Annotated in this window: 13 protein-coding genes; 2 read left to right on the forward strand and 11 right to left on the reverse strand. The window is 61.1% G+C overall.

Annotation, left to right across the window (positions count from 1 at the left end; translation table 11 throughout):
• Position 1: 1 nt before the first annotated feature.
• Positions 2–838 carry an amino acid ABC transporter permease gene (locus tag CKW30_RS14775; RefSeq protein ID WP_056790962.1) on the reverse strand — a complete coding sequence of 279 codons (837 nt, stop codon included), beginning with the start codon at positions 836–838 and terminating at the stop codon, positions 2–4.
• Positions 835–1,653 carry an ABC transporter substrate-binding protein gene (locus CKW30_RS14780; protein WP_095181205.1) on the reverse strand — a complete coding sequence of 273 codons (819 nt, stop codon included), beginning with the start codon at positions 1,651–1,653 and terminating at the stop codon, positions 835–837. The genes CKW30_RS14775 and CKW30_RS14780 overlap by 4 nt, the downstream gene beginning before the upstream one ends.
• A gap of 113 nt (positions 1,654–1,766) precedes the next feature.
• Here CKW30_RS14780 and CKW30_RS14785 point away from each other — a divergent pair, with 113 nt between their 5' ends.
• Positions 1,767–2,669 (forward strand): homocysteine S-methyltransferase family protein, encoded by a 903-nt coding sequence (locus tag CKW30_RS14785; RefSeq protein WP_095181206.1) that lies wholly within the window; start codon positions 1,767–1,769, stop codon positions 2,667–2,669.
• Positions 2,670–2,791: 122 nt separating this feature from the next.
• Here CKW30_RS14785 and CKW30_RS14790 read toward each other — a convergent pair whose 3' ends face one another.
• From CKW30_RS14790 to CKW30_RS14800, 3 genes are read right to left on the reverse strand one after another with little or no spacing between them, the layout of a single operon-like run.
• The gene (locus CKW30_RS14790; protein WP_056790955.1) at positions 2,792–3,463 is read right to left on the reverse strand and encodes a GNAT family N-acetyltransferase; all 672 of its coding nucleotides are present in this window, start codon (positions 3,461–3,463) and stop codon (positions 2,792–2,794) included.
• A 12-nt stretch (positions 3,464–3,475) separates the two neighbouring features.
• Positions 3,476–3,922: a GNAT family N-acetyltransferase gene (locus CKW30_RS14795; RefSeq protein ID WP_095181207.1), complete on the reverse strand. Its 447-nt coding sequence runs from the start codon at positions 3,920–3,922 to the stop codon at positions 3,476–3,478.
• 10 nt (positions 3,923–3,932) lie between these two features.
• The gene (locus CKW30_RS14800) at positions 3,933–4,556 is read right to left on the reverse strand and encodes an FMN-binding negative transcriptional regulator (protein ID WP_095181428.1); all 624 of its coding nucleotides are present in this window, start codon (positions 4,554–4,556) and stop codon (positions 3,933–3,935) included.
• Positions 4,557–4,649: 93 nt separating this feature from the next.
• Between CKW30_RS14800 and CKW30_RS14805 the strand changes: the two genes are divergently transcribed.
• A complete protein-coding gene (locus tag CKW30_RS14805) occupies positions 4,650–6,200 on the forward strand; it encodes a PLP-dependent aminotransferase family protein (RefSeq protein WP_095181429.1) in 1,551 nt (516 codons plus the stop codon).
• Here the strand turns inward: CKW30_RS14805 and CKW30_RS14810 are convergent.
• The 6 genes from CKW30_RS14810 to CKW30_RS14835 all read right to left on the reverse strand — a co-directional run bounded on the left by CKW30_RS14810 (position 6,157) and on the right by CKW30_RS14835 (position 17,080).
• Complete coding sequence (locus CKW30_RS14810) at positions 6,157–10,761, reverse strand: dermonecrotic toxin domain-containing protein (RefSeq protein WP_095181208.1); 4,605 nt, start codon at positions 10,759–10,761, stop codon at positions 6,157–6,159. The two genes, CKW30_RS14805 and CKW30_RS14810, sit on opposite strands and share 44 nt — an antisense overlap.
• A 141-nt stretch (positions 10,762–10,902) precedes the next feature.
• Positions 10,903–11,997: a polyamine ABC transporter substrate-binding protein gene (locus CKW30_RS14815; RefSeq protein ID WP_095181209.1), complete on the reverse strand. Its 1,095-nt coding sequence runs from the start codon at positions 11,995–11,997 to the stop codon at positions 10,903–10,905.
• A complete protein-coding gene (locus tag CKW30_RS14820; RefSeq protein ID WP_095181210.1) occupies positions 11,994–13,019 on the reverse strand; it encodes a histone deacetylase family protein in 1,026 nt (341 codons plus the stop codon). Before CKW30_RS14820 ends, CKW30_RS14815 begins: the two co-directional genes overlap by 4 nt.
• Before the next feature lie 199 nt (positions 13,020–13,218).
• Positions 13,219–14,211, reverse strand: coding sequence for an AraC family transcriptional regulator (locus CKW30_RS14825; RefSeq protein ID WP_095181211.1), 993 nt, complete (start codon positions 14,209–14,211; stop codon positions 13,219–13,221).
• A 244-nt stretch (positions 14,212–14,455) separates the two neighbouring features.
• Positions 14,456–15,460 carry an asparaginase gene (locus tag CKW30_RS14830; protein WP_095181212.1) on the reverse strand — a complete coding sequence of 335 codons (1,005 nt, stop codon included), beginning with the start codon at positions 15,458–15,460 and terminating at the stop codon, positions 14,456–14,458.
• A gap of 171 nt (positions 15,461–15,631) precedes the next feature.
• A complete protein-coding gene (locus CKW30_RS14835; RefSeq protein ID WP_016772471.1) occupies positions 15,632–17,080 on the reverse strand; it encodes a sodium:alanine symporter family protein in 1,449 nt (482 codons plus the stop codon).
• Between the last annotated feature and the right edge of the window lie 199 nt (positions 17,081–17,279).

Genomic DNA, 17,279 nt, shown 5'->3' on the forward strand with positions numbered 1-17,279 from the left:
CTCAACTACGGCGCACATACGCCTTGCCGAAATGCCGCTCCATCCGTGCCTGAATCAGCTCCAGCCCGATCGACATCAGCCAGTAGATGATCGCCGCCGTGGTGAGCATTTCGATGTAGCGATAGCTTGAGCGCCCGTAGGACTGGGCGAGAAACATCACTTCCCAGACGCCCATTACCGAGATCAGCGACGAGTCCTTGAGCATCGAGATGAACTGGTTGGTGGTCGGCGGGATAATCGTGCGCATGGCCTGGGGCAGGGTGATGCGCCAGAAGATCACGCTTTCGCGCAGGCCCAGCGCCAGGGATGCTTCGCGTTGGCCGTGATCGACGCCGAGGATGCCGGCGCGGAAGATTTCGCTCAGGTAGGCGCCATAGTTCAGCGACAGGGCAATGATGCCGGCGACGATGGCGCCGGGGACGATGCCCAGTTGCGGCAGGCCGAGGTAGATCAGCAGGATCTGGATCAGCAATGGCGTGCCGCGAAAGAACGAGGTGTAGAAACTGGCGATGCCAAACGCCACGGCGCTGCTCGACAGGCGCGCCAGCGCGGTGATGAAACCGAGCAGCGACGAGGCGATGATCGAGCAGGCGCAGAGGAACAGGGTCAGCGCTGCGCCTTGCAGGAAGCCGTTCGGCGCCAGCTTCAGGCCAACGAGGTTGGGCAGTTTGTCGAGGATGATCGCGAACTTCAGGTCGAAGCTCAGGAAGAATCCGGCGAACAGGCAGAAAAGCGCAGCCCACGTCAGGTACAGGCGCGTACGGAACCCGAAAAGCTTTTGCAGGCGGGTTTCAGCCACCGGTTGCGGTGGCTGGGGCGGGGTCGGAAAGGAAGTCATTGGCTGATATCGGCGCCGATCCATTTCTGCGACAGCTTGCTCAGGGTGCCGTCCTGTTTCAGCTGGGCGAACACCTCGCGCACCTTGGCGTCCCACTGCGGGTCACCCTTTTCGATGGCCACCGAGTTCGGTTCCGAGTACAGCGGTTCGCCGGCCAATTTGAAGCGCTGGTCCTGATTCAGACGCGGCTGTGCGGTGACCAGATTGGTAAGGATTGCATCCAGGCGCACGCCGGCGCCCAGGCCCAGATCCTGGAAGGCGACGTTGTCGGTGTCATAAGGAGCGATCTGCACATCCTCGAACGGATACTGCAACTGCGTATCCTCGGCGCCTTCGATCACCAGATTTTTGTTCAGATAACTTTCGTAGCTGGAGGCGCTGGTCAGGCCGACTTTTTTGCCGCTCAGATCCTTGGCGCTGTGGATGCGATCGTCCTTGGCATTGACCACGATTACCGCTGGCGAGGCGTAGTACTCGACCGGGAAGTCGAACACTTCTGCGCGGGCCTTGCTCGGGGTCATCGAGCAGATGCAGATGTCGTAGCGCCCGCTCCAGCGACCGGCGGCGATCACGTCCCAGGACGGCGTTTCGAGACGCAGTTTGACGCCAAGCTTATCCGCCACCGCTTTGGCAACGTCGACATCGAAACCGTCGAGTTGATTCTGCTCATTGAGAAACGAGAAGGGCGGATAGCTTTCCATGAGCACGCCGACCAGCTCTTTTTTCTGTTCGACACGGTCCAGCGTCGCGCCGCCGAAGGCTTGGGTGGAGGCCAGAATGGTCAGGCCCAGGGCCAATAGCGGTTGGAATTTCACAGTCGCTTCCTGTTGAAAAAAGAGGTTGTTATTAACCGAGTGGTGCGTATTAAATAGTTATAAGAACGACTCTGATAGTGAGTTATTTTCATAAGCATATGAGTGAAAAGCATATGGGCGCAGCAAGTACGGTCATTCTCGATGGCGGCATGGGCCGTGAACTGCAACGCGCCGGGGCGCCATTTCGCCAGCCCGAGTGGTCGGCACTGGCGCTGAGTGAAGCGCCGCAGGCGGTCGAGGCGGTGCATGCCGCTTACATCGCCAGTGGTGCCAATGTGATCACCAGCAACAGTTACGCGGTGGTGCCGTTTCACATTGGCGAGGCGCGCTTTGCGGCTGAAGGCCAAGCGCTCGCGGCATTGGCGGGTGAGTTGGCACGGCGTGCCGTGCAGGCGTCGGGCAAAGCAGTGCGGGTTGCCGGTTCATTGCCGCCGCTGTTTGGTTCGTACCGTCCGGATCTGTTCGAGGCTGGTCGCGTGACCGAACTGTTGACGCCTTTGGTTAACGGTCTGGCGCCACATGTGGACCTGTGGCTGGCAGAAACGCAAAGCTCGATCGTCGAGGCCCGCGCTATCCACGCCGGGCTGCCGAAGGACGGTAAACCGTTCTGGCTGTCATTCACGCTCAAGGATGAAGACACCGATGAAGTGCCGCGCCTGCGCTCTGGCGAGCCAGTGGCCGAAGCGGCTGCGGTGGCGGCTGAACTCGGCGTCGAAACCCTGCTGTTCAACTGCAGTCAGCCTGAAGTGATTGGCGCAGCAATCGACGCGGCGCGCGCAACCTTTGAGCGTCTCGGCGTCAGGATCAATATCGGCGCGTATGCCAACGCGTTTCCTCCGCAACCGAAAGAAGCCACGGCCAACGACGGGCTCGACCCGTTGCGTGACGATCTTGATCCGCCGGGGTATCTGCACTGGGCGCTGGACTGGCAACAGCGCGGCGCCAGTCATCTGGGTGGCTGCTGCGGGATCGGGCCAGAGCACATTGCGGTGCTGGCGCAAGAACTGCGTTGTTAAGAAAGACCCCGCCCATTGTGGGAGCGAGCCTGCTCGCGAAAGCGGTCAGTCAGTCAACATCTGCGGTGACTGACACACCGCCTTCGCGAGCAGGCTCGCTCCCACAGGGGTATCCGTGAAGTTCAGCTACGGCATTCGGCCAGACCTTTGAGTTGGCCAGCAGGCGTCTGGTTTTCATCGCTCAGCCAGCGCTCGAACCCTGCACCAATCGCCGGCCATTCCGCATCCAGAATCGAATACCACGCGGTGTCGCGGTTCTGCCCCTTGACCACCATGTGCTGGCGAAACACCCCTTCGAAACTGAAGCCCAGACGCTCGGCCGCGTATTTGGAGCGGGCGTTGCCGTTGTTGCACTTCCATTCCAGGCGCCGGTAACCCAGCTCGAACGAATATTTTGCCAGCAGGTACACCGCCTCGGTGCTTTTCGGCGAGCGTTGCATTGGCGCACCGAAAGTGACGTGGCCGATTTCGATGCGGCCCTGCGCCGGGACGATCGACATCAGGCTGAGGATGCCTTGGACCTGACCAGTCGCACGGTCGATGATGCTGAAGAAATACGGGTCGCTGTTGGCTGCATGATTGTTCAGCCAGTCGTTGAACGCGCTGCGCTCGGGAAACGGACCGTAAGGCAAGTAATCCCAAAGCTTCGGATCGGCACCCGGCCCTTCGAGGGCGGCGTAAAGCTCATCGCCATGACGCGCCGGGTCGAGTTTTTCCAGACGAATGAAACGGCCCTCGAGCAGGGTGGCGGAGGGGGCGGGGACGCCTTTCCAGTCAGCGAGTGAAGCAGTCATGTGCGCGTCTCCTTAAAGGGCTTTACGAAACTGGATGAATCCCGGACGTTCGGCAATGCGCTCGTAGAGCTGGATCGCCGTGGCGTTGGTTTCATGGGTCAGCCAGTGGACTTTGCAGCAACCATCGGCCTTGGCGGTAGCGTAGACATGCTCGATCAACAGCCGACCGACTCCCGTGCCACGGGCTTCCGGCACCACCAGCAGATCCTGCAAATAGCAGGAATTTTCGATGCTCCAGTTCGAGCGATGATAGATGTAATGCACCATGCCCAATGCTTTGCCATCGGCCCACGCGAGGGCGGCGTGGGTCGGTTCATTCGGGTCGAGAAAGCGCTGCCAGGTGCTCTGGGTGACGGCGTCCGGCAGTTCCGTGTTGTAGAAGCGCAGGTACGCCTGCCATAGCGGCAGCCAAGCGGCGTGGTCGTTGGCGCTGACCGGGCGAATGTCGATCTGAGTCATGCGGATTTCCTTAGCGCATCAGGCTGGCGAGGGTTTGATCGTTGGCGTCGGGGCTGGCGGCGAGGCCTTCGCGCACCCCGGCGATATCTTCGGCGCTACGGTTCTGGCTGAGCTTGCGTTTGCCTTCGAGGCGGTCGATGGGAATGGCAAACCCGACGATGGCCTTGAGCATGCCGTCGATGTATTCGGCTGGCGCATCGTCGACCGACCATGGCTGGGCACGGCCTGCCTCGTGACGGTCGGTCAGGGTGCTGACAATGTCGAGCAACCGGCCGCCATCACTGAAGGTCTCGGCCTGGCCGTAGGCGTGCACGGCGATGTAGTTCCAGGTCGGCACGACCTTGCCGTGCTCGGCCTTGCTCGGATAGAAGCCCGGGCTGACGTAGGCGTCCGGGCCGGCGAAGATCAACATCGCCTCGGCGCCGTCACGCAGGTCTTTCCACTGCGGATTGGCCTTGGCCAGATGGCCGTAGAGCGTGCCGTATTCGCCCTGTTCGCGATGCAGCAGCACCGGCACGTGGCTGGCTTGCAGGCCGCTGTCACCGTGGCTGACCAGAATGGCCAGGCGCGTGGCGAGGATCAGTTCGTGCAGTTGGGACAAGTCTTCGATGGCAAAGGCGCGTGGCGTGTACATGGACAGATTTTCCTTGGCGAATGCCTGCATCCTAGGCAGGCTATTGGTCCGTTGTAAGAGCCATTGATGAGCCATTTCATAGGTCCATTCGCCATGCCCGATCTGCCACCCTTGTCGATGCCCTTCAACCCGGCCGGTATCGCGCTTGATCGCCGCCAAGGCCTGAGTCGCCAGCTCTATCAGGCTCTGCGCCTGCGGGTGCTGGATGGACGCCTGGCCAGTGGCACGCGATTGCCGGCCAGCCGAGACCTGGCCTCGGCGCTGGGCATTTCCCGTAACAGCGTGGTGCGTGCCTACGATCAGTTGTATGCCGAGGGCTTTATCGAAGGGCGCGTCGGCGACGGTACTTACGTGGCGCAATTGGCTCAGACAGCCACGTCGAAGAAAAAACTATCCACAAATTCATCCACAGGCTTGTCAACAGGCTTACCCACAGCCTTATCCACAAATTGGCTGGATTTACCTGTGAATCCATCCAGCAAAGTTATCCACAGTGGTGGCTTTTCTCGCATTGAAAGGCATCATTTACCTCGACCACCGAGCGGTCCGCCGCGCGCTTTTCGGGTGGGTGTGCCTGCATTCGATCTGTTCCCGTTCGAGGTCTGGGCCAAGCTGAACGCGGCTTTCTGGCGCAAACCGGATCTGCAGCAGCTGTGTTACGGCGACCCGGCCGGTGATGCGCGGCTGCGCGGCATGATTGCTGCGTATTTGCGCAGCTCGCGCGGCATGCAGTGCACGGCTGAGCAAATTGTGATCACCAGTGGCGCACAGCAGGGCATCAGCCTTTGTGCACAGTTGCTGGTCGAGCCGGGGGACGGGGTGGCGATCGAGAATCCGGGCTATCGCGCCGCCGGGCATGCCTTCGCTGTGGCGGGGGCGAAATTGCATGGGGTGGCGGTAGATAGCGACGGCATCGATTGCAGCGCCATGGCCCGGCTCAGCGATTGTCGGGTGGCTTATGTCACGCCGTCTCATCAGTACCCGACCGGAGTGGTGATGAGTCTGGCCCGGCGTCTGGAATTGCTCGCCTGGGCCGAGCGGGTCGGCGGCTGGATCGTCGAAGACGATTACGACGGTGAGTACCGCTACACCGGCGCACCGCTGGCGCCGTTGGCCGCACTTGATCGTCAGGGGCGTGTGCTCTACGTCGGCACCTTCGGCAAGGTCGCTTTTCCGGCGTTGCGCCTTGGTTATCTGGTGCTGCCGCCAGCGCTGGTCGACGCGTTTGCGCAACGCCGCGCCGTCGATGTGCGGCATTCGGAGGTCAGCACCCAAGCGGTGATGGCCGAATTCATGGCTGCCGGGCATTTCCAGCGACATATCCGTCGCATGCGCCGGGCTGCGCTGAGCCGGCGCAACTGCCTGCTCGAAGGCTGGCCGATGATCGCCGGTGTCGGTCAGTTGCCCGCCGTGTCGGCCGGGCTGCACCTGACCGTCGCCGTGGACAGCATCGAGCGCGAGCAGCAATTGATCGCTCAGGCCGCTGATGTCGATGTCGAAATCAACGGCCTGAGCAGCTACTGGTTACCCGACTCGACTACGCCCATGGATCAGCGCGCCGGCCTGGTGCTGGGTTTTGCCGCCGTACCTGAGCCTGCGATCAAAGCGGCGCTGTCGCGTCTGCGGCAGGCTTGGAGAGATTGAAGAACAGCGTTTCGGCGCTGCGAGTGGAAATTTCGCTGCGATGGATTTCTATCAGCCTCTGATTATCCACACCCGTTATTTCGGCGACGCCCCCCATGCGGTGCTGAGCGAGCGTTTTCATATGTCCACGCACAAATGCACCAACGGGCGCGTCGACGCTGCTGTAATGGAAATGCGCATAGCAGAGGACCTTGTCGGTATGCGCATCACGAATCTGATACTCGTCGAGAAAATCGTTCTGATGGCGCCTCAGACGCCGTCGGGTCAGGGTTTTCGAGATGCTCACTTCGCCCTTGTCCTTGAGCCACTCGACCCCGGCAGCTGTTGGCAGTTGTTGCTTGACCAGGCGGATTCGCGTGCTGGTGCCTTTTTGCTCCAGTGTCGTAGCCGCAGCGTCGAGCTTGTGGTTGAGCTCTTCGGACGGTTCATGCAGAGCAGCGGTGAGGTTACTCGCCGTTAACGCTTCATCGATCGCCGCACCGGCTTTGCGCAATAGGGTGGCGTGGTTGTGGTATTCCTCTTCGACCTCCACGGGGATGCGCGAGCCGCGTTTGAGACGCGCCTCGATGCGCCGATGAAACGCCGCCAGCCCGTCGATCAATGCCTGCCCTTCGCTGATGCTCTTGTTGAGGTTGGGCCGGGCTTTAGGCAACGGTGCAGGCCGTGCACTCTGCTCGACCCAGATACCTGGCGATTCCTCCTTGAATGTCGCGATCACTCTCGTCAGCGCCGTACCGACTTCGACCAGATCGGTGTTCTTGCCGTCGAGGCTTTTTTTCCGCTGGCCGACCAGGGTGCCCTTGTTGCGTGTCTTGATGATCTGCCGATTCGAAGCTGACGTTGCGGGTCTCGACGGACCGGCTTGCGGCACCAGTAGATGCCGGTAGCGCAACAGATCGGCGAGTCGATTGTCGGCGCTTTCCTTGAATGCGGCCACGCGCGCCTGCAATTGCCTGAGTCGTTCCGTGTGTATGTGTTCGGAATATTCACTCGCCAGGTCATCGAAACGCTTGTCCACGGAAGCGAACTGTTCGCTCACCTGACTCAGGGCGTCGATGCGTATGCGCAGATCACTGAGGCTTTCATCGGCGCTCAGGTCCCGCGAACTCTGAACGTTCAGCGCAGCATCTTCGAACAGACTGGCCAGCGCTTGTTGCGCCTCGACATGAGCGGTGGAATCGCCGGGCTTGATGCAGGTGTACTGGCCGAGACTGATCTGCAGAGTCTTCAGATCATCCAGCGGGTAGGGCGCCAGGCTGATGTTGTATTTCTGCTTTATCTCCAGGCCATCAGGTCCCAGCCTGGTCAGTTCATCCAGGCAGGCTTCAGCCGACTCCATTTTCTCGATAATGGTTTGAGTGGCATCGTTCAACTGTTCGAACGCAGAGGTGACCGCCTGCGATTCGCCGCGCAGTTCGTCGTCCAGTATCGCCTGCACCCTCAGTACGCGTTGCTGGTAATCCGAAGCGTTATTACTGAGCCACTCCTGCCCCAGAAACAACTGCATGTCCAACCGCTCCGGCATGACCGTGCGGTAGTTGGGAATCGATTGCTTGCAGTTGAGTGTCTTGATCAGCTGAATGTTCGCGGCATATTCGTTGTGCTGTGAATCGAGCGTGGCGAGGTACTGCGCAAGCGCTTGTTCGCGTGCCTGCGCAGGGGCATCGCGCAGGCTATTGCGTTCGGCATCGAGACGGCTGCCTTTGCTCTCCATCGTCAAATCGAACGCGGTAATCTGCTCGGACAATACGGCCACCTCCTGGTTTTTTTTGCCTTGCGCCACCTTGCGCCCGTCCTCCAGCCCGCCTCCGCGCAGGCGCAAACGCAGATCTATCACCCATTGGCCATTGGCGGTATAGGCAAGCCTGGGCCCGGCTGGTCGGGTGGGCTGACGCGTATCGACGATGTGCACATCGCCATGCGCGTTGCGCGCGACTTCGAACCAGCGCTCACCGACCCGGGCGTACCATTTGTCTGCGTGGGCGTAGAGGTCTCGGTACGCCCCTTCCCGGGTGGCTGCGCCAAGGGCTTCGGGCTTGCCGACCTCGAACCCGTCCAACAGCGTGGCGAGTGCCGTCGGGGATCGCTTCAGCGCCGTGATGCTGTCGATTGATGTGCCATGGAATTGGGTTAATTGCGGGCCGGTGATATCGGGCTGGCGCAGCGCTTTGACGATTCTGGCGGCAGGTCTGGTCGTCGCTGCATCCTCTTCGAGCTCCGTGGCCACGGGTGTCGATGGCGCATCGCCCACCGCCGCACGGTGGGCGAGCACCATGCCCAGCGCCAGGAGAATATCGGCGATGGCCGTCCAGGCGATCTTCCCCGATTGCTCGTTGGCGCCGTCGGTGATTTCCTGCAGATCATCCATGATCTGCCAGATCCACGCCGCTGTGCCTACGCTGCGGCCCAGGAACGGCAGCGCGGCATTGAGCATCACCCAGCCGCCCTGTTTCAGCGAGGCCCAGCGTGCTTCGGCATCGGAGACCGACTGCCGGTCGGCTTGAGTGACAAGCGCCTTGACGTTGCGTTCGTGCAGGGTTGCGAGGACGTCGCTGGCGATCACCTGAGTGCCCAGCGCGACCGCGCCTGACATATCCAGCGCAGTGGTCGGATTGATCATCAGTTGCGGGATCGTCCACACCGACGGCAGCCTGGCGGTGAAGACGAACTGGCTGTAATTGAAGCGCACATCGTCCGGCAACCAGGCCAGTACCGAGTCACGCAAATGTCGCGAATGCTGGATCGCAAAAAGCAGATTCGCGGGCCCCGGATATTGCAGCAGAGTCTTGTCAAACAGTGGTCGATACAGCACGCACGGCCCTTTGTCGGCATCGCGAGGGCCTATGACATACATGTTGTCGACAGTGTCTGCGGTGGAGCGGCTGCGATGAGCGACGAAGGCCAATGGGCGAATGACGATTTCCTCGCCATCGACGTAGCGTTCCGCGCCAGTCGTGGCGAATGCGGCGACCACGTATCGATAACCCGATTCATCGAGGCCGGCTCTACCCCGGATCTTGTGCTGCAACGCCAGCAATGGCAGCTCAATGCGCAGCTGACTGGTGTAGAGCCCTTGCAACAGCGGCGCTTGCACGGGGTCGTCTAGCAGCATGGCCTTGAGATGCGCCGGGTAGGTCTTGCCGATGTCGACCGTGCTGACCAGTTTTTCCAGAAAAGTCGCGCTCATCCACTCGGGTACCGGGCTGCCATCCTTGTACCGCACAGTCTTGTTGCCCAAGGGCAGGCCTGCGAGGTTTTGCAGGGCAAGCTCGGTCAGCGTCCATGTCTGAGTCTGAGTATTTCCCGGCAACACAAAGGTGCCCCAGACTACGAGACTGGTGATGGTGATTTCGATGTTGTCGATGTTCACGTCTTTGGCGCCGGGCTGCTCCTTGAGAATCTGTTTGATCAGCGCTGCACGAGTGAACGCCTGCAGGCTGGTGATTTCGCTTTGAAAGGATTTGCCGTTGTTCTCGTGCTGCAGCGTTGTCAGATCCAGCAGGTGCCGGCTGTAACGCGTCTGATCCATGGGCAGTGCGTCGTTCAGCCAGTCCGGAAGCATCGGCTGCAAACGCTCGAAGTGCGCTTCGAGGCGCGGTGTCGGTTGTGCCGGTTTGCCGGCCGTGCCGGTATGCGGATAGACGCGTTTACCAGGGGAATCCTGAAAAAAACTGATTTCGCCCAAGGCATCCGCTTCCATGGAAATCAGCGTGCACGCCTGCTGGTCGAAGAAATTGCCCTGGGGTTCGACCAGCCGCCACTTGAGATCTTCGCCCGAGGCGCTTGCGCCATATATCCGCAGCAGAGCCTCGCCGAGCTCCTCCAGTGAATCGAAACGCTGAAAGCCCTGGGTGACCGCGTGGGTGAGAATCAACTTGCGGTCTGCGATTGTGCCGATCACTACTGCGGCATCGACCAGGGTCAAGTGCGATGACTTGTCGGAGCTACCGCGATCGAGGTCAATCAGATATGCCTTTGCCGAGTACGGGGCGGGGGCCAGGCGTTGTTGCGGGTCGGGCTGTTTGAAAATCGCCCGGGCCATGGCGATCTCGTCAGCGTCCCAGCCGACGCTGGCATCGACGTTCCACAGGTTGCGCAGTGCCTCGGACAACTGCTGCCAGCGCGGTTGCCCGGGGTAGGTGAACTCGTCCCAGTATTCGACGTGCTGCTCCTTGTAGGCGATGAACAGCAGTGGCGCCAGTTCGTTGAGCAACAGGCCGATGGCATCGATCTTTACCGGCAGATGCGCGGGTGCGGGCATGCCGGGTTGCAGGGTCAGATAATGCTCGCCATCAAGGTACGTCACCGTGGTGCCGGACAGGCCGAGCCGCACCAGGGCGTTGGTCAGCGATCCAGCCTGATACCCGTCGGGTACGACTCGACCATCCACAATAGCCCAGGTGGGTTGCACGACCATCGCCAGACGCGGGTCTATGTCGAGATTCGGATACAGCGTCTTGAGGGCATCGCGCAGCGTTTTTGAAGCGACTTCCTGCAGTGAGGGGCCAGTAACCAGCTGAGTCACGATATCGACGGCACTGGCTTTGGGAATGGCGGTCATGGTGGTTTCCTGCTCTGTCGGGACGCCGCAAGGGCGGCGGAGCAGGGCAAGTTAAAAGGCGCAACAGCGACCCGTGCGGTAGATAAAGCTGCCAGGCAAAAAAAGACCCGCCGAGGCGGGTCTTGAGCAAACGAGCCGGTTTCAGGTCCCGGACTTGATTTTCGTCCATGCTCGCGTGCGTGCGCGTTCGGCATCCCGAGGCAGCGGCTGCAAGGTGTAGAGCGTGCTCATTGCCGCGTCGGTCGGGTACAGGTTCGGGTTGTTGCGAATGGCTGGATCGACCAGGCCGGTGGCGTCCTTGTTCGGGTTCGGATAGCCGACAAAATCGCTGACCGGGGCAATCACCGCCGGTTGCAGCAGATAGTTGATGAAGGTGTAGGCGTCCTCGGTGTTCTTCGCGCCCTTGGGAATGGCGAGCATGTCGAACCAGATCGGCGCGCCTTCTTTGGGCAAGCGCATTTCCACCACCACGCCGTTTTTCGCTTCCTTGGCGCGGTTGGCCGCTTGCGAGAAGCTGCCGGAATAACCAACGGCCACGCAGATGTCGCCGTTGGCGATGTCGGCCATGTACTTGGACGAATGGAAGTAGGTCACGTAAGGACGAATCTTCATCAGCAGCGCTTCGGCCTTGGCGTAATCCGCCGGCTTCTTGCTGTTGGGGTCCAGGCCCAGGTGTTGCAGGGCCAGCGGCAGAATCTCCGACGGCGAGTCGAGCAGGGCGACGCCGCACTGCTTGAGCTTGCTGAGGTTCTCTTCCTTGAAGATCAGGTTCCAACTGTCCACGGGCGCGTCGTCGCCCAGCGCTGTCTTGATCTTGGCCGGGTTGAAACCAATGAGAATGGTGCCGTACATGTACGGCACGGCAAATTTGTTTCCAGGATCATTGGCTTCGATCAGCTTCATCAGCTTCGGATCGAGATGATTCCAGTTCGGCAACTTGCTGCGATCAAGCGGCTGGAACACTCCAGCCTCGATCTGCTTGGCGAGGAACACGTTGGACGGCACCACCACGTCATAGCCGGAGTTGCCGGTGAGCAGCTTGGCCTCGAGCGCTTCGTTGGTGTCGAAGATGTCGTAGATCAGTTTGGTCTGGCTGTTCTGTGCCTTGAAGTCGTCCAGCGCCTTGGGCGTGATGTAGTCGAACCAGTTATAGACGCGCAGCGTGCGTTCTTCGGCGTGGGCGCCAGCGCTTAGCAGGGCCGCGCACAGCGCCGAGGCGATCAGTCGCTTTTTCATTGTTCGAAACCTTCCAGCACGTTCACTGCGTTGATGCCGATTTCTTCCACCGCGTAGCCACCTTCCATGACGAACAGGGTCGGCTTGCCGAGGGCGGCGATGCGCTTGCCCATGGCCAGGTAATCCGGGCTGTCGAGTTTGAACTGCGAGATAGGGTCGTCTTTGAACGTATCGACGCCGAGGGAGACGACAACGATGTCCGCTCCGTAGCGATCAATCTCGTCGCAGGCCTGATCCAGCGCTGCACTCCAGACATCCCAGCCGGAACCGGCCGGCAGTGGATAGTTGAAATTGAAACCTTCACCGGCGCCTTCGCCGCGCTCGTCGTCGTAGCCGAGGAAGAACGGAAACTCCGCTTCCGGGTGGCCGTGGATCGAAGTGAACAGAACGTCGCTGCGTTCGTAGAAAATCGACTGGGTGCCGTTGCCATGGTGGTAGTCGACGTCAAGGATCGCGACTTTCTTGTGGCCCTGATCGAGAAAGGCCTGAGCGGCGATGGCGGCGTTGTTGAGGTAGCAATAACCGCCCATCAAGTCGCTGGCGGCGTGATGTCCCGGCGGACGGCACAGCGCGAAGGCCGCGCGTGCGCCACGCTGGATTTCTGCCTGCGCGCTAAGCGCCACTTGCGCCGCGCTGTAAGCCGCTTGCCAGGTGCCGGCGGTAATCGGCGCGCCGCCATCGAAGCTGTAATAACCGAGCTGGCCGTGCAGGCTGGTCGGTTTGATCGCACGCAGGGTGCGCGCCGGCCAAGTGTAGGGCAGCAAATCGCCGTCGGTGTTGAACTCGGTCCAGCGATCCCACGCACCTTTGAAAAATTCCAGATAGTCACGGCTGTGAATGCGCGCGATCGGCTCCAGGCCGAAATCCTTCGGCGCTTCGACCGCCCCGAGGTTTTGCTTCTGCACGCGTTGCAGCACATGGTCGGCACGTGACGGCATTTCGAAGCACGGCTTGAGCTGGCCATCGATGAGCTCGCAGCGGCCATGGTGCAAGTGGTGATCGTCTGAGTAGATCGTCAGCATTTGTTGTTCTCCGCAAGGCTGATTCGGTGGCTTTCAGTGTTGCGGCGCAGTTTGAATCGGAGAACGTCGGGAGCGGCCAAAAGGGGATCGATATGGCCAAAACCTCTGACCGCAATTCGCCCCTCACAACCAAAGATCGCAGCCTTCGGCAGCTCACCGATCCCTGTAGGAGCTGCCGAAGGCTGCGATCTTTTGATCTTCAGGATCTGAACTGACTCGGCGCCACGCCACTCCAGCGCACAAATGCATGACGGAAACTCGCGGTCTCGCTGAAGCCCAGCGTCTCGGCGATCCGATAGATCGGCAACTGGTCCTCACACAACATCTGCTTGGCCCGTTCGAAGCGCAGTTCATCGAGCAGTTCCTGATAGCTGCTGCCCATGTCTTTCAAATGCCGGCGCAGGGTGCGCGGTGAGCACTTCATTTGCTGCGCGAGCCCCTCCAGCCCCGGCGCGGCATTCAATTGTGCGCTGAGCAACTGACGAATCCGCCCCAGCCAGGCCTGGCGTCCGGTGAATTCCAGATTCTGTTTGCGGCAACGTTCGGCCATGGCCTGATGAGTGATGGCGTCGGCCAGCGGCAGCGGCTGATCGAGCCAATGGCGGTCGAAGGCGAAGGCGTTGTCTTTGGCCGAGAAGTGCAGTGGCGAGTTAAAGGGTTCGGCATAGCTGTCGCGGTAGTCCGGCGCTGCATGTTCGAAGCGCGTGGCGCGCAGCGGCAAGGAATGGCCGAGCAAGTCGTCGCAGATGACTTTCAGGGACACCAGACAGAATTCGGCGTTGAACACCGCCATCGCCGCGCTTTCACGGTAATCAGCAGCGACGAACCAGACCTGCTCGCCATCGTCTTCCAGGCTCAGTTCGAACAACGTGCCCAACAGCGCCGGATAACGGATTGCCAGACGCAAAGCGTCACCGAAGGTGGCACAGGTCAGCAGGGCGTAACCGAGCATGCCGTAACAGGACACGTGCATGCGCCGGCCCAATTCGAGACCGATGTCACGCTTGAGCGCGACCGCGTTGGTGCAGACCTGCATCTCTTGATGGGTGGTGATGCGCGTATCGGCCCGCTGCAGATCCGCCGCCACGATGCCGCTGCCGGCCAGTAACGCCTCGCTCGACAGGCCTTCGGCCTTGAACGTGTTGAGGATCAGCGAGACCGCGTTGAGGGTGGTGAGGTGGGAGTGGAGCATGGGATCTTCCAGCCTGGAGGTGGCTGGAACGCAGCAAGTTGCATGCCGCAGGCCCTCACCCCAGCCCACTCCCAGAGGGAGAGGGGGCCGAACGGGGGATATTGCAGAAATACACCGACGGAGACACCGCCGCCGAATCCATAATCGACACTGTTTATCAGGTCGGTGTATAGCGCAAGACACTACGGTCAGTTCCCTCTCCCTCTGGGAGAGGGTTAGGGTGAGGGGCAATCCAGCGCCGAGCTCAGTTCAACTCACCACACAAATCCAGTTCGATCAATCGGCGCACTTCAGCCGTTTCCAGCCCGGCCCCCAGCAAGCCATGCAACTTGCCGAACGCCGCCTCGCGGGTCATGCCGCCACCGGACAACACGCCCACCCCACGCAAGCGGCTGCCAGCCTCGTAGACATCCAGCTCTACCCCGCCTTCATGGCATTGCGTCACTGCCACCACCACCACGCCGTTATCCCGTGCACGGCCAAGGCTGGCGAGGAACTCGGGGTTATCGCTCGGCCCGGTCCCGCTGCCGTAGCATTCCAGCACCAGACCTTGAATGCCGCTGTCGAGCAGGCCGTCGAGGACTTCGGCACTGATGCCGGGAAACAGCGGCAACACCGCGACTTTCGCCAGTTGCTTCGGCTGGTTGTAGTTCAGCGCGCCTGGAATCGAAGGCGCCTTCACACCACCGCCCTGACGCTCCAGGCGTTTGAACGGATGGCGGCCGAAGCTGCGCACTTTCGCGCAGCGGGTCGGCGCCAGCAGTTCGCCGTGGAAGTACAGGTGCACGCCCGGCGCCAGGCCTTGGCCGAGGGCGACCAGCGCGCCGCCGAGGTTTTCCCAGGCATCGCTGTCGGTCACACCCGCTGGCAGCATCGAACCGGTGAAACACACGCGGGCATGCAGACCGAGCAACTGAAAACTCATCGCCGCCGCGCTGTAGGCCAGGGTGTCGGTGCCGTGCAGGATCAGCACGCTGTCGCAACCTTGCACATCCACGGCATCGACCACCGCTTCGCGCAGTTGCTGCCAGTAGGCCGGGGTCATGTTGGCGCTGTCGATCAGCGGCGACATTTCCCGAAATTGCCACTGCGGCACTACCAGCTCAGGCTGACTGTGCAGGTAGTCGCGCATCCGCGCTTCGAAACCGGACGCCGGGGCCAGACCGTTGGCGCTGGCCTGCATGCCGATGGTGCCACCGGTGTAGAGCACCATGACGTGTTGAGCGGCGGGATAGGTCGACGAGCTCATAGGATTCTCCGAAACGATGAGGGCCCTGTGGGAGCGAGCCTGCTCGCGAAAGCAGTGTGTCATTCAACAATGATGTTGGCTGAAAGTCCGCCATCGCGAGCAGGCTCGTTCCTACAGGTTATTGCATCACAATAACTGACGGGCGCAGGGGATGCGCCCGTCATTCACCTGTCAGCGTTGCGCTGCAGGTACGCCTTGCGGCGCAGTTTCGGTCTGGCCCGCCGCTGCTGGCGGGTTCACCGGCCAGGCGTTGCGATCCAGATCCAGATCGGCGAATTTGCTCGAATCAAACACTGGCTGTTTGACGCCGGCGCGACGCTGCTCATCGTAGTCGCGCATCACCCGCAGGCCGACCTTGAACAGCATGGCCAGGGCCACCAGGTTGACGAAGGCCAGGCAGGTCATGGTGATGTCGGCAAAGGCGAACACCGTCGTCAGGTCCTGCATCGAACCCCATACCACCAGCGCCAGCACCAGGCCGCGGAACAGCATCAGCAGGGCGCGGTTGCGGCTGAGGAACTGCAAGCTGTTCTCGCCCAGGTAGTAGTTGTAGAGGATGCAGGTGAAGACGAACAGCGACAGCGCGACGCTGACGAACATGCGGCCCCAGTCACCGACCACGGCCGCCAGCGAGTTCTGGGTCAGGACGATGCCGTCACCTTCGAAGCCCGGGGTGTAGAAGCCCGACAGCAGGATCAGCAGCGCGGTGCAGGTGCAGATCACGAAGGTGTCGAGGAACACGCTGAAAGCCTGGACCACGCCCTGCGCGCCCGGGTGCTTGACGGCGGCCACGGCGGCAACGTTCGGCGCACTGCCCAGGCCCGCTTCGTTGGCGAACACGCCACGCTTCACGCCCATGACAATGGCGCTGCCGAGCAGGCCGGCAAAGGCCGGGTCGAGGCCGAAGGCGCTCTTGAAGATGGTTTCCAGCATGGCCGGCACGTGTTCGATCTGGGTGCCGATCACGTACAGGGTCACGCCGATGTAGGCCAGGGTCTTGATCGGTACCAGCAGGTCGGACACCGAAGCGATGCGCTTGATCCCGCCGATAAAGGTGATGGCCAGCAGCACCGCCAGGACGATACCGGTGTGTTGCGGGTTGAAGTCAAAGGCGTTCTGCAGCGAGTGGGTCACGGTGTAGGACTGCAGGCCGATGAAGGCGAAGCCGTAGGTGACCAGCAGCAGAACGGAGAACACTATCGCCATGCCTTTGAGCTTGAGCCCGTGCTGGATGTAGTAGGCCGGACCGCCACGGTACAGGCCGTCGCCATCCGCGCGCTTGTAGACCTGGGCCAGGGTGCACTCGAAGAAGCTGCTGGACATGCCGACCAGTGCGGTCACCCACATCCAGAACACCGCACCCGGACCACCGAGAGTCACGGCGATGCCGACACCGGCGATGTTGCCTGCACCGACGCGGCCGGCGAGGCTGAGCATCAAGGCCTGGAACGAGCTGAGTTGCCCGGCGCTGCCTTTGAGGCTGTCGCGGAACACCGCGAACATGTGGAAGAAGTGACGCAGTTGAACGAAACGCGAGCGAATCGTGAAGTAGCTACCGAGCCCGACAATGAGCACGATCAGTACTTTCCCTGAGAGGAAGTCGTTGATGACTTCGAGCATGGATTTATCCTCGCTGTTTTTTGTGGGTGCAAATGCTGGATCGGAGAAACATCGTGTTACACCGGTCTGCGCGCGGCACGACGGGTGAGGCGAAGGTTTCGTCCCGGATCCATATCGCGGGTTTTGTTATTAGTTCGGGTTTCGCATGGGTTATGGCCTCGTTACCGACGACCGCTCACGCGAAGAGGGGCGGCACTAT

Source organism: Pseudomonas sp. Irchel 3F6 (assembly GCF_900187595.1).
GTDB lineage: Bacteria > Pseudomonadota > Gammaproteobacteria > Pseudomonadales > Pseudomonadaceae > Aquipseudomonas > Aquipseudomonas siliginis.